The sequence below is a fragment of the Pseudomonas sp. NPDC099000 genome, from assembly GCF_044759925.1.
Taxonomy (GTDB): Bacteria; Pseudomonadota; Gammaproteobacteria; order Pseudomonadales; family Pseudomonadaceae; genus Aquipseudomonas.
This window is the reverse complement of sequence record NZ_JBIWAF010000004.1, coordinates 122,626-135,173: the sequence shown is the minus strand read 5'-3', so window position 1 is coordinate 135,173 and position 12,548 is coordinate 122,626. Positions and strand designations below refer to the sequence as shown.

Below are 12,548 nucleotides of genomic sequence, written 5' to 3'. Positions count from 1 at the left end.
TGAAAAGCACTGCCTAATCTTTTTTACACTGCGCACATCAATGCTCGACAACTACGAACGTCAGCGGCAAGCCGCGATGAGGGATATGAAAATGCGCGTTATGGTCTTGGGTAGCGGCGTCATCGGTACCACCAGTGCTTATTATCTGGCGCGTGCCGGGTTCGAAGTGGTGGTGGTGGACCGTCAGCCGGCCGCTGCCATGGAGACCAGTTTCGCCAACGCCGGCCAGGTGTCGCCGGGTTATGCCTCGCCGTGGGCCGCACCGGGTGTGCCGCTCAAGGCCATCAAGTGGCTGCTGCAGCGCCACGCACCGCTGGCAATCAAGGCCACCGCCGACATCGACCAATACCTGTGGATGGCGCAGATGCTGCGCAACTGCACCGCCAGTCGTTATGCGGTGAACAAAGAGCGCATGGTCCGTCTGTCTGAGTACAGCCGCGACTGCCTCGACGAACTGCGCGCTGAAACCGGCATTGCCTACGAAGGCCGCAGCCTCGGTACGACCCAACTGTTCCGCACCCAGGCTCAACTGGACGGCGCCGCGAAAGACATTTCCGTACTGAAAGAGTCCGGCGTGCCGTTCGAGCTGCTCGACCGTGCTGGCATTGCCCGCGTTGAGCCGGCCCTGGCCAGCGTCACCGATATCCTCGCCGGTGCCTTGCGCCTGCCGAACGACCAGACCGGCGACTGCCAGATGTTCACCGTTCGACTGGCCGAAATGGCCGTGAAACTGGGCGTGGAATTCCGCTTCGGTCAGGATATTCAGAAACTCGACTTCGCCGGTGATCGCATCAACGGCGTATGGATCGACGGCAAGCTGGAAACCGCTGACCGTTACGTGCTGGCACTCGGCAGCTATTCGCCGCAACTGCTCAAGCCGCTGGGCATCAAGGCCCCGGTGTATCCGCTCAAGGGTTACTCCCTGACCGTGCCGATCACCAACCCGGCGATGGCTCCGACCTCGACCATTCTCGACGAGACCTACAAGGTCGCGATCACCCGTTTCGACAACCGTATCCGCGTCGGCGGCATGGCTGAAATAGCCGGTTTTGACCTGTCGCTGAACCCGCGTCGGCGCGAAACCCTGGAGATGATCGTCAACGACCTTTATCCTCAGGGCGGCGATCTGGCCCAGGCGAGTTTCTGGACCGGTCTGCGTCCGACCACCCCGGACGGCACGCCGATCGTTGGCGCCACCCCGTTCAGCAACCTGTTCCTGAACACCGGTCACGGCACGCTCGGCTGGACCATGGCGTGCGGCTCCGGCCGTTTGCTGGCTGACCTGATGGCGAAGAAAACGCCGCAGATCAGCGCCGAAGGCCTCGATATTTCCCGTTACGGCACCAAACTTCAGGAGTCCGCAAAACATGTCAATCCAGCGCCAGCTCACCAATGAGCGCATGAGCCAGATCGTTGTCCACAGCGGCACCGTCTATCTGGCAGGGCAAGTCGGCGACGACATGAGTGCCGGGATTGAACAGCAGACCCGTGAAACCCTCGCCAACATCGAACGTTTGCTCGATCTGGCCGGCACCGACAAGAGCCGTTTGCTGTCGGTCACGATTTACCTGAAAGACATCGACGCGCATTTCGAAGGCATGAATGCGGTGTGGGACAAGTGGCTGCCAAAAGGCGTCGCCCCGGCCCGCGCGACGGTTGAGTCGAAGCTGTGTGAACCGGAAATCCTGATTGAGCTGTCGGTTGTAGCCGCTCTGCCGTAAGCCTGTCAGAAAGATCCCTCTCCCGGTGCTGTTGGCGGTTCACGCCGTCAGCCAGCGCCGGTTTTTATTCCCATGACCGCCTAGAAGCCTGCCGCCATGCGTCCAGCCCGTGCCCTGATCGACCTTCAAGCCCTGCGTCACAACTACCGGATCGCCCGTGAAGTCACGGGGGCCAAGGCCCTCGCCGTGATCAAGGCTGACGCCTACGGCCACGGCGCGGTGCGTTGCGCCCAGGCACTGGAAGCCGAGGCGGACGGGTTTGCCGTGGCCTGTATCGAAGAGGCTTTGGAGCTGCGGGCCGCCGGTATTCGTGCGCCGGTGTTGTTGCTGGAAGGTTTTTTCGAGGCCGATGAGCTGTCGCTGATCGTCGAGCATGATTTCTGGTGCGTGGTGCATTCGTTGTGGCAGCTCGAAGCCATCGAGCAAGCCGCATTGAGCAAACCGATCACGGTCTGGCTCAAACTCGATTCGGGCATGCACCGGGTTGGTTTGCATCCAAAGGATTACCAGGCGGCCTATCAACGGCTACTGGCCAGCGGCAAGGTGGCGAAGATTGTGCTGATGAGCCACTTCGCCCGGGCCGATGAGTTGCACGAGCAGGCCAGTGCCGAGCAGGTCGCTGTATTTGAAGCGGCGCGTAAAGGGTTGTCCGCCGAGATCAGCCTGCGCAACTCGCCAGCGGTACTCGGTTGGCCGCAGATTCAGAGCGATTGGGTGCGCCCGGGCATCATGCTCTACGGCGCCACACCGTTTGAAGAATCCAACGCCGTGGCCTCCCGTTTGCAGCCGGTGATGAGCCTCGAATCGAAAGTGATCTGCGTGCGCGAACTGCCGGCCGGCGAGCCGATCGGTTACGGCGCCAAATTCATCACCCCCAAGCCGATGCGTGTTGGTGTGGTGGCCATGGGGTATGCCGATGGTTACCCGCGTCAGGCACCGACCGGCACGCCAGTGTTGGTCGCCGGGCAGCGTAGTCAGTTGATCGGCCGCGTGTCGATGGACATGCTCTGCATCGATCTGACCGATGTGCCGCAGGCTGGTCTGGGTTCGACCGTCGAGTTGTGGGGCAAGAACATCCTCGCCAGCGAGGTGGCTGCCGCCGCAGACACGATTCCCTATCAGATCTTCTGCAACCTGCGCCGGGTGCCAAAGCTCTATTCCGAGGGTTAGCGGTCAGCAGTCCGTACCGGAAGTCGCCTCGCTGAACAGGATTCAGGCCAAAGTGTTGTAAATACTGAACGCTGTCGCCATGATAACGCTCAATATTTCTACAACCTGAATCTTGGAGGCGCAAGCTTGGACGTCGGTGAACGACTGCAATCCATCCGTAAGCTCAAAGGTCTTTCCCAGCGTGAGCTCGCCAAACGCGCGGGTGTCACCAACAGCACGATTTCCATGATCGAGAAGAACAGCGTCAGTCCCTCGATCAGTTCGCTGAGGAAGGTACTGGGCGGGATTCCCATGTCCATGGTCGAGTTCTTTTCCGAAGAAATCCTGCAGGAAAAACCGACGCAGATCGTCTACAAGGCCAACGAGCTGATCGATATTTCCGATGGCGCAGTGACCATGAAACTGGTCGGTCGGGCGCACCCGAGCCGGGCTATCGCATTCCTCAATGAAATCTACCCGCCTGGCGCCGACACCGGTGACGAGATGCTCACCCATGAGGGCGAGGAAACCGGCATTTTGGTGGAAGGCCGACTGGAACTGGTGGTCGGGCTCGAAACTTTTGTGCTCGAAGCCGGCGACAGCTACTACTTTGAAAGTACCAAGCCACACCGTTTTCGTAATCCGTTCGATGCGCCGGCGCGACTAATCAGCGCAGCCACGCCCGCGAATTTCTAAGAGAAGAGGCGTCCTGCCAGCACGGCAGAGGCACCCGAAGCGTTTTTCCGCCGCGCAACAAGACCCCTTCGACTTTGGGGTTGTTTCAGTGCGGCGGGCTTACCGTTATACTTGCGCCCGCCTGCGAACCGTGGCCGTGGGCGTGACTAGCCACCATTGAGGGTGAACGCGTGAATCTAATTATGAAAATGCTGGCTGCACCAGCAACCGTATTGGCCCTATGGGCTGTCAGCGCACAAGCTGCGACCACCGATGACATCGCTAAACGCCTTGAGCCAGTCGGCCAGGTTTGCGTTCAGGGTAAAGAGTGCAAGGGGATGGAAGTCGCTGCTTCGGCGGGTGGCGGTGATGCCAAGACCCCTGACTCTGTAATTGCGAAACATTGCAACGCTTGCCACGGTACAGGCCTGCTGAACTCGCCAAAAATCGGTGATGCCGCAGCTTGGGGCGAGCGCGCGAAGAAAGAAGGCGGCCTTGACGGTTTGCTCGCCAAGGCGATCTCCGGCGTCAACGCCATGCCTCCAAAAGGCACCTGCGCCGACTGCTCTGATGCCGATCTCAAAGGCGCCATCCAGAAGATGTCCGGCTTGAAATAAGCGACATCTCCAGCGAAAAAGCCGCTCACGAGCGGCTTTTTTGTGCCTGCGATTTGCCTTGGGGGCTATTCTTTGCAGCAAAGGCCCGGCAAGTTCGGTCCAACCCCAATTCACGGAATGTAAGGGAGGATCAGATGGTGCAGCTGTGTTCTATCGAGCAGGCGGTCGATGATGTGCTGGCACGGTTGCCGGCGCATATCCACATGGGCTTGCCCCTGGGCCTGGGCAAACCCAACCACTTCGTCAACGCGTTGTTCCAACGCGTCGCGCAACTGCCCGAACGGCGGCTGACGATCTACACCGCCCTGTGCCTGGGCCGTCCTGCCTTGGGCGACGGTTTGCAAAAGCGCTTCCTTGAACCCTTCATCGAGCGTGTGTTTGGCGATTACCCAGAACTGGATTTCCTCGCCGACCTGCACAAGGACAGCCTGCCGGCGAACATCCACATCCAACAATTTTTCATGCAGCCCGGCAGCCTGCTCCACAGCGTGTCCGCTCAGCAGGATTACGTGAGCAGCAACTACAGCCACGCCGCGCGGGACATCAACGCTGCCGGTTTGAACCTGGTCGCTCAGTTGGTGGCCAGCCACGCCGAGCACCCGGATCGCCTCAGCCTGAGCTGCAACCCGGACATCACCCTCGACCTGTTCCCGATGATCGCCAAACGCCGAGCGGCGGGGGAGACGATCCTGCTGGTGGGCCAGGTACATAACGACTTGCCGTACATGCCCGGTGACGCCGAAATCGGCATCGACGCATTCGACCTGCTGATCGACGAGAAGGACAACACCACACTGTTCTCCACGCCGAACATGCCCGTGGGTTTCCAGGATCACTTCATCGGCCTGCACGCCAGTACGCTGGTGCGCGATGGCGGCACCTTGCAGATCGGCATTGGCGCCATGGGCGATGCCCTGACCGCAGCGTTGCTGGCGCGTCAGGCCGACAATGCCGGGTACAAGGCATTGCTGACGCAGATCAATCTCAGCCAGTGGGCGCAGTTGATCGACCGCGAAGGCGGCATCGAACCGTTTGCCAAGGGTCTTTACGGTTGCAGCGAGATGTTCGTCAACGGCTTGCTGGTGCTGGCCGACGCCGGAATCGTGCGGCGCAAGGTCTACCCGGACGTGCCGACCCAGCAACAGGCCAACGCCGGCACCCTCGACGAGGCCGCGCAAACCGACGGCATCTCGGTGCATGGCGGGTTTTTCCTCGGGCCGCGCAGTTTCTACGAGCGCCTGCGCGAGCTGCCGCAAAACAAACGGCTCGAATTCAACATGACCCGTATCAGCTACATCAACGAGCTCTACGGTCAGGAAGAACTCAAACGCTTGCAGCGCCTGGATGCGCGCTTCATCAACACCGTGTTTACCATGACCTTGCTGGGTGCAGGCGTGGCCGATCAGCTCGAAGACGGGCGAGTACTCAGCGGTGTCGGCGGGCAGTACAACTTCGTTGCGCAAGGACATGCGCTGGAAGGGGCGCGTTCGGTGTTGCTCCTGCGCAGTTGGCGCGAATCGGGCGGCGAGGTCAGTTCGAACATCGTCTGGGAATACGGCCACTGCACGATCCCCCGGCATCTGCGCGACATCGTCGTCACCGAGTACGGCATCGCCGATCTGCGGGGCAAGACCGATGCGGCGGTGATCGAGGCGTTGCTGAACATCAGTGACTCACGTTTCCAGCCGGGGTTGATCGAACAGGCTCAGGCAGTCGACAAGTTACCGAAGAGTTTCCGCATTGATCCACGCTTCGCCGACAACAGTCCGCAGCGCTTGCAGGCCATTCAGGCGCGGCATCCGCAGTTGTTTCCGGAGTATCCGTTGGGCTGTGATTTCACCGCAGAGGAGAAGGATCTATTGCGGGCGCTGAATTGGCTGAAGAGCAAGTTCAAGCTGACGGAGATTCTGGAGCTGGGCAAGGCTGCGCTGGATGCTCCCGAGGTTTCGGCGTTTCCGGAGCATCTGGAGCGGATGCAGCTGACCAATCCGGAGGGGTTGAAAGAGGAGTTGTTTCAGCGGCTATTGCTCACCGGCCTCAAGGCCACCGCGCAAACCTGATCGTTCCCACGCTCCGCGTGGGAATGCCTCAAGGGACGCTCCGCGTTCCAGCTTTCGAATGGGACGCAGAGCGTCCCGGGCTGCATTCCCACGCGGAGCGTGGGAACGATCATCGGCGGGGGTTATTCGATGAAGGTGACGACGCCGTCTTTCAGCGATTGCACGCGAGCCAGGGATTCAACCCGATAACCCTGCGCATCCAGTTCCGCACGCCCGCCCTGGAATGACTTCTCGATCACGATCCCCAAACCGGCCACGGTGGCGCCAGCCTGTTTGATGATCGAGATCAGCGCCTGGGACGCCTTACCGTTGGCCAGAAAGTCATCGATGATCAGCACTCGGTCGCTGCTGGTCAGGTGGCGCGGGGAGATCGCCACGGTGCTTTCGGTCTGCTTGGTGAACGAGTAAACGGTCGCCGACAGCAGGTTTTCGGTCAGGGTCAGGGACTGATGCTTGCGCGCAAAAATCACCGGCACGCCGAGGTTCAGGCCGGTCATGATCGCCGGGGCGATGCCTGAGGCTTCGATGGTGACGATCTTGGTGATGCCCGAGTCCTTGAACAGCGCAGCGAATTCATCGCCGATCAGCTTCATCAGGGCCGGGTCGATCTGGTGGTTCAAAAAGGCGTCGACCTTCAAGACCTGATCGGAAAGCACGATGCCTTGTTCGCGAATTTTCTGGTGCAGTGCTTCCATGAAGCGTTCCTCTACTGGCGCCGTACGCGCCTAGCTTGTCAAAAATGCTTGGTTAAAAATGCTTTGCTAAAAAGTATTCGGTTAAAAAGTGCTCAATTCTAGCGCTTTAACATCGCCCGTATATCCGCCAATGCGGTATTGCCGCGAACGGCTTTGACTTCAACGGGGGTGTCGTCGTTGCCTTCCCACGCCAGATCGTCCGGCGGCAGCTCATCCAGGAAGCGGCTCGGCGCGCAGTCGATGATCTCGCCGTATTGCTTGCGCTTGGCGGCGAAGGTGAAGGCCAAGGTCTGACGCGCCCGGGTAATCCCGACGTAAGCCAGGCGGCGTTCTTCTTCGATGGTGTCGGCTTCGATGCTGGAGCGGTGCGGGAGGATTTCCTCTTCCATGCCCATGATGAACACGTAAGGGAATTCCAGACCCTTGGAGGCGTGCAAGGTCATCATCTGCACACCTTCGGCGCCGTCTTCCTCTTCCTGCTGACGTTCGAGCATGTCGCGCAGGACGAGTTTGCCGATGGCGTCTTCGACGGTCATCTCGCCTTCTTCGTCTTTCTCCAGGGTGTTCTTCAACGCCTCGATCAAGAACCAGACGTTGCCCATGCGGTAGTCGGCGGCCTTGTCGCTGGAGCTGTTGGTGCGCAGCCAGTTCTCGTAGTCGATGTCCATGACCATGCTGCGCAGGGCCGAGATCGGGTCTTCGCCGGCGCACTGCTCGCGGACCTTGTCCATGAAGCGCTTGAAGCGCGACAGGCGATCGGTGAAGCGCGCATCCAGGTGTTCGCCCAGGCCGATTTCGTCAGTGGCGGCGTACATCGAGATTTTTCGCCCGGTGGCGTAGTTGCCCAGCTTCTCCAGCGTGGTCGAACCGATCTCCCGACGCGGCACGTTGATCACCCGCAGGAAGGCGTTGTCGTCGTCCGGGTTCACGATCAGGCGGAAGTAGGCCATCAGGTCTTTCACTTCCTGACGTCCGAAAAAGCTGTTACCGCCAGACAGGCGATACGGTATCTGATGGTGCTGCAGCTTCAGCTCGATCAGCTTGGCCTGGTAGTTACCGCGATACAGAATCGCGAAATCGCTGTACGGCCGGTCCGTGCGCAAGTGCAGAGTCAGCAGTTCCACGGCCACGCGCTCGGCTTCAGCGTCTTCGTTGCGGCAGCGGATCACGCGGATCTCGTCGCCGTGGCCCATTTCGCTCCACAGCTGTTTCTCGAATTCGTGTGGGTTGTTCGAGATCAGCACGTTGGCGCAGCGCAGGATGCGGCTGGTGGAGCGATAGTTCTGCTCCAGCATCACCACTTTCAGCGACGGGTAATCGTCCTTGAGCAGCATCAGGTTTTCCGGCCGCGCGCCGCGCCAGGCGTAGATCGACTGGTCGTCGTCGCCGACCACGGTGAACTGGTTGCGCGTGCCGATCAGCAATTTCACCAGCAAATACTGGCTGGCGTTGGTGTCCTGGTATTCGTCCACCAGCAGGTAGCGGACCTTGTTCTGCCATTTTTCGAGGATGTCGGCGTGTTCCTGGAACAGCTTCACCGGCAGCAGGATCAGGTCGTCGAAGTCCACCGCGTTGAACGCCTTGAGCGTGCGCTGGTAGTGGGTGTAGACGATGGCGGCGGTCTGTTCCTTGGGGTTACGTGCGTTTTCCAGAGCTTCGGCGGGCAGAATCAGGTCGTTTTTCCACGAACCGATCATGTTCTTGATCTCGTCGACGCCGTCGTCGCCCGAGTATTCCTTCTGCATGATGTCGGTCATCAAGGCTTTGACGTCGGTTTCGTCAAAGATCGAAAAGCCCGGCTTATAGCCCAGGCGAACATGTTCCTTGCGGATGATGTTCAAGCCCAGGTTGTGGAAGGTGCACACCGTCAGGCCACGGCCTTCGCCGCCCTTGAGCAGGGTGCCGACCCGTTCCTTCATCTCGCGCGCGGCCTTGTTGGTAAAGGTCATGGCGACGATGTACTGGGCGCGGATGCCGCAGTTCTGGATCAGATGCGCAATTTTGCGGGTGATCACGCTGGTCTTGCCGGAGCCTGCGCCGGCGAGCACCAAAAGAGGGCCGCCGACGTAGCTCACGGCTTCTTGCTGCCGGGGATTGAGTCGGGACATACGAAATCAGGGAGTCGTTTGTGAAATGGGCCGGCATTTTAACAGGCTCAGCGAATTGTGCTGCTCTCTCCGACTTGTGACGCACCACGCGATCTCTATTTGCCGGTTTTGATACTTTCAAGCAGGATGCGCGGTGAGTTTGCGGCTAATGTTCGTATTCCAGACACAACGCCACGTTTGATAACTGATGTCGTTTGGTCATTGGTTACGGGCGCGGCATAATGTCCGCCGCCTACATCTTTGCAGAGTCTAGGGAGCTAGCTTGTCTACGCCTGTCGAACCCTTGCGTTTGCTGCTACTGGCCGAAGAGCCGGCGTGGGCGGCGTTGTTGCGCGAGTGTCTGGCTCCGATGGGGAGCTCGGCCGTGCTCATCAGCGCGCCGAGCTGGGAGTCGGTCAGCAGTCTGTTCGATGACAACCGCAGCGCGGTGTTGTTGACGATTCCTGCGCTTCAGCCGCTACCTGGCCGTTGCAACCTGCCGACGGTGTTGTTGCTCGAGCACGAGCCACTGACGCCGCCCGATGGGGTGAGCGACTGGCTGGTGCGCGATCACCTCGATCCCGGCATGTTGCGCCGCTGCCTGCGCCATGTGCGCGAACGCGGCTTGCTGGAGCACACCCTGCAACGCCTGGCCGAGCAAGACCCGCTGACCGGCATCGCCAACCGCCAGGGTTTTCAGACCTTGCTGGCCGCGCGTCTGGCGGAAAACGACGGCCGCGGCCTGGCCCTCGGTCACCTTGATCTCGACAACTTCCGTCACGCCAATGATGCCCTCGGCCACCAGGCCGGCGACCGGTTGATCCTGCAAGTGGTCGCGCGGTTGAAAAGCCAGCTTGAGGCTGGTGATCAACTGGCGCGGCTGGGCAGTGACGAATTTGCCCTGCTGATCGACACCCGTCGCGCGCCCCAGCGCGCCGAATGGATGGCCGAACGCATCACCGAAGCCCTGGCCGAGCCTTACTGGGTCGACGGCGAAAGCCTGTTGATCGGTTCCAGCCTGGGCATCGCCCACGCCCGGGCCCAGGCCGGCGCCGACCCGCTGATGTGGCACGCGCACATTGCCATGCAGCAAGCCAAGAGCACTCAGGGCTGCACCTTTCATATCTTCAACGAACGCATCAACCGCAATGCCCGCAGCATGGCCGACCTCGAAAGCGAGCTGCGCCGGGCCTTGCGCCGTGACGAGCTGGAGTTGCATTACCAGCCGCGCCTGAACCTGGAAGACGGCCAGATCGTCGGCCTCGAAGCCCTGGTGCGCTGGCGGCATGCCGAACGTGGCTTGCTGGCGCCCAGCGAGTTTGTGCCGCTGGCCGAACAAAGCGGTTTGATCGTGCCGCTGGGTTACTGGGTGATTTCCCGGGCCCTGCGGGACATGCAGGCGTTGCGCGAGCGTGGTTTACCGGCGCTGCACATGGCGATCAACTTGTCGTTCCGACAGTTTCAGGACAGCCAATTGTTGTCGACCCTGAGCCGGCTGATCGCCGAGCGCGGCGTCGAGGCGCAATGGCTGGAGTTCGAGCTGACCGAAACCGCCGTCATGCGCCGCAGCGATCTGGTCAAGCAGACCATGGACGCCCTCGGGCGCCTGGGTGTGCGTTTCTCGCTGGATGACTTCGGCACCGGGTTCTCGTCCTTCGTGCACCTCAACAGCCTGCCGATTGCCTTGCTCAAGGTCGACAAGAGCTTTGTCGGCGGCATGGAAGAGCGCGAAGAGAACCGCAAACTGGTGCACGCGATGATCAACCTGGCGCACAACCTCAATCTTGAAGTGGTGGCTGAAGGCGTGGAGACGGCGGAGCAACTGGATTTATTGCGCGGGTTTGGCTGCGATCAGGTGCAGGGTTATCTGATCAGCAAGCCGCTGCCGTTGGCGGAGTTGATTGAGTATCTGACGTTCGGCAGCAGCCAGCAGCCCGCCCTGGAAGTCGTGGTTTAACGACGCCGAACCTGTAGGAGCGAGGCTTGCCCGCGAAGGCGGCGTGTCAGTCGACATTGTTGTTAACTGATGCGCCGCCTTCGCGGGCAAGCCTCGCTCCTACAGGGATCTCACTCGGTCTGGGCGATCTCGAAACGCTCTGACGCCGGCTCGCGCCGAATCATCCGCTTCATCTTCCACTCAAACGCCAGCGTCAGGCTCACCGCCGCGCACGCCAACCCCAGCGCCAATCCCCACCAGACGCCCGTCGGCCCCCAGTTCAAGTTGAACGCCATCCACCACGCCGCCGGCGCACCGATCAGCCAGTAGCAACCGAGCCCGACCAGGAACGTGGTCTTGGCATCCTTGAGCCCGCGAATGCAGCCCATGGCGATGGTTTGTGTGCCGTCGAACAGCTCGAACCACGCCGCCACCGCCAGCAGGCTCACGGCCAGATTGATGACGTCTCGAAACGCCGGGTCGTTGTGGTCCAGGAACAAGCCGATCAACTGATTCGGCAGGAACCAGAAGACCATGGCAAAACCCAGCATCGCCGCCGCGCCAAAGGCGATACCGACCCGACCAGCCAGCCGCGCGTACAGCAACTGTCCGGCGCCGTAATGCTGGCCGATGCGCATGGTGATGGCGTAGGAAAGTCCCGCCGGAATCATGAACGCCACTGAAACAATTTGCAGGGCGATCTGGTGCGCCGCCAGTTGCGTACTGCCCATGGTGCCCATGCACAGCGCGGCGAACGCAAACAACCCGACTTCCACCGCGTAGGTGCCGCCGATGGGCAGGCCGAGGCGCCACAGCTCTTTCAGGTACTGCCGGTTCGGCCGCGACAGCCCCTGGCGCAGCGGATAAGCGTCGTAAGCCGGATGCCGACGGATATGCAGCGCCAGCGCCACGGCCATCAGGTTGGCGACGATCGCCGTGACCAGGCCGATGCCCACCAGGCCCATTTTCGGCAGGCCGAACATCCCGGTGATCAACGCATAGTTGAGCAGGAAGTTGGCGACGGTGCCGCCGAGGCTGATGACCATCACCGGCGTCGCTCGGCCGATGGCGCTGGTGAAACCACGCAGGGCCATGAAGCTCAGGTAGCCGGGCAGGGCGAACGGCAGGATCAGCAGGAACTGTCCGGCGGCCTGGACGTTGGTTTCGGTCTGGCCAAACAGCAGCAGCACCGGTTTGAGGTTCCACAGCAGCAGACCGGCCACCAGCGCCATCAACCACGCCAGCCACAATCCGGCCTGGGTCAGTCGCGCGGCGCCGACGATATCGCCCGCGCCCTGACGGATCGCCACCAAGGTGCCGACCGCCGCGATCACGCCGATGCAGAAGATCGACACGAACGAGTACGTCGCCGCGCCCAGGCCACCACCGGCCAGCGCTTCCGGACTCAGGCGCGCCATCATCAAGGTGTCGGTGAGGACCATCAGCATGTGCGCCAACTGCGAGGCAATCAACGGCCCCGCCAGCCGCAGGATGGCCCAGAGTTCGGTACGTGCTGGATGCTGCATGGTCATCACGCCTCGATTTTAATGTAAACAGGAGAGAGCCGATTCTCGGCGCTCTGCGGGGTTTTCACAAAGGGATAAAAAG

At 61.0% G+C, this 12,548-nt stretch carries 10 protein-coding genes; 7 read left to right on the top strand and 3 right to left on the bottom strand.

The genetic code is table 11. From position 1 onward, the window contains the following. Positions 1 to 91: 91 nt before the first annotated feature. From dadA to ACIQV9_RS07470, 6 genes are all read left to right on the top strand, one after another. Positions 92 to 1,396 carry a D-amino acid dehydrogenase gene (gene dadA, locus ACIQV9_RS07495; protein WP_403099793.1) on the top strand — a complete coding sequence of 435 codons (1,305 nt, stop codon included), beginning with the start codon at positions 92 to 94 and terminating at the stop codon, positions 1,394 to 1,396. Next, positions 1,368 to 1,721, top strand: a complete 354-nt coding sequence (locus ACIQV9_RS07490; protein ID WP_403099791.1) for a RidA family protein — start codon at positions 1,368 to 1,370, stop codon at positions 1,719 to 1,721. Before dadA ends, ACIQV9_RS07490 begins: the two co-directional genes overlap by 29 nt. A 96-nt stretch (positions 1,722 to 1,817) precedes the next feature. Beyond that, positions 1,818 to 2,891: an alanine racemase gene (gene alr / locus ACIQV9_RS07485; RefSeq protein ID WP_403099789.1), complete on the top strand. Its 1,074-nt coding sequence runs from the start codon at positions 1,818 to 1,820 to the stop codon at positions 2,889 to 2,891. 126 nt (positions 2,892 to 3,017) lie between these two features. Next, complete coding sequence (locus ACIQV9_RS07480; protein WP_007947433.1) at positions 3,018 to 3,566, top strand: cupin domain-containing protein; 549 nt, start codon at positions 3,018 to 3,020, stop codon at positions 3,564 to 3,566. A 182-nt stretch (positions 3,567 to 3,748) separates the two neighbouring features. Continuing rightward, positions 3,749 to 4,162 carry a c-type cytochrome gene (locus tag ACIQV9_RS07475; protein WP_403099786.1) on the top strand — a complete coding sequence of 138 codons (414 nt, stop codon included), beginning with the start codon at positions 3,749 to 3,751 and terminating at the stop codon, positions 4,160 to 4,162. A gap of 134 nt (positions 4,163 to 4,296) precedes the next feature. After that, positions 4,297 to 6,222: an acetyl-CoA hydrolase/transferase C-terminal domain-containing protein gene (locus ACIQV9_RS07470; RefSeq protein ID WP_403099784.1), complete on the top strand. Its 1,926-nt coding sequence runs from the start codon at positions 4,297 to 4,299 to the stop codon at positions 6,220 to 6,222. A gap of 122 nt (positions 6,223 to 6,344) precedes the next feature. On the opposite strand, the gene ACIQV9_RS07465 is transcribed toward ACIQV9_RS07470, so the two are convergent. Together ACIQV9_RS07465 and rep are read right to left on the bottom strand one after the other, a co-directional pair. Beyond that, positions 6,345 to 6,917: a xanthine phosphoribosyltransferase gene (locus ACIQV9_RS07465; protein ID WP_109626693.1), complete on the bottom strand. Its 573-nt coding sequence runs from the start codon at positions 6,915 to 6,917 to the stop codon at positions 6,345 to 6,347. 98 nt (positions 6,918 to 7,015) lie between these two features. Further along, positions 7,016 to 9,025 (bottom strand): DNA helicase Rep, encoded by a 2,010-nt coding sequence (rep, locus tag ACIQV9_RS07460; RefSeq protein WP_403099782.1) that lies wholly within the window; start codon positions 9,023 to 9,025, stop codon positions 7,016 to 7,018. 262 nt (positions 9,026 to 9,287) lie between these two features. Here rep and ACIQV9_RS07455 point away from each other — a divergent pair, with 262 nt between their 5' ends. Continuing rightward, complete coding sequence (locus ACIQV9_RS07455) at positions 9,288 to 10,961, top strand: putative bifunctional diguanylate cyclase/phosphodiesterase (protein WP_403099780.1); 1,674 nt, start codon at positions 9,288 to 9,290, stop codon at positions 10,959 to 10,961. A 110-nt stretch (positions 10,962 to 11,071) separates the two neighbouring features. On the opposite strand, the gene ACIQV9_RS07450 is transcribed toward ACIQV9_RS07455, so the two are convergent. Beyond that, entirely contained in the window at positions 11,072 to 12,466 is a 1,395-nt protein-coding gene (locus tag ACIQV9_RS07450) for a NorM family multidrug efflux MATE transporter (protein ID WP_403099779.1), read from the bottom strand. Between the last annotated feature and the right edge of the window lie 82 nt (positions 12,467 to 12,548).

Coding starts and splice junctions, on each gene's coding strand:
- dadA (WP_403099793.1), top strand. CDS start 92: ATGCGCGTTATGGTCTTGGGTAGCGGCGTCATCGGTACCACCAGTGCT.
- ACIQV9_RS07490 (WP_403099791.1), top strand. CDS start 1,368: ATGTCAATCCAGCGCCAGCTCACCAATGAGCGCATGAGCCAGATCGTT.
- alr (WP_403099789.1), top strand. CDS start 1,818: ATGCGTCCAGCCCGTGCCCTGATCGACCTTCAAGCCCTGCGTCACAAC.
- ACIQV9_RS07475 (WP_403099786.1), top strand. CDS start 3,749: ATGAAAATGCTGGCTGCACCAGCAACCGTATTGGCCCTATGGGCTGTC.
- ACIQV9_RS07470 (WP_403099784.1), top strand. CDS start 4,297: ATGGTGCAGCTGTGTTCTATCGAGCAGGCGGTCGATGATGTGCTGGCA.
- ACIQV9_RS07465 (WP_109626693.1), bottom strand. CDS start 6,917: ATGGAAGCACTGCACCAGAAAATTCGCGAACAAGGCATCGTGCTTTCC.
- rep (WP_403099782.1), bottom strand. CDS start 9,025: ATGTCCCGACTCAATCCCCGGCAGCAAGAAGCCGTGAGCTACGTCGGC.
- ACIQV9_RS07450 (WP_403099779.1), bottom strand. CDS start 12,466: ATGCAGCATCCAGCACGTACCGAACTCTGGGCCATCCTGCGGCTGGCG.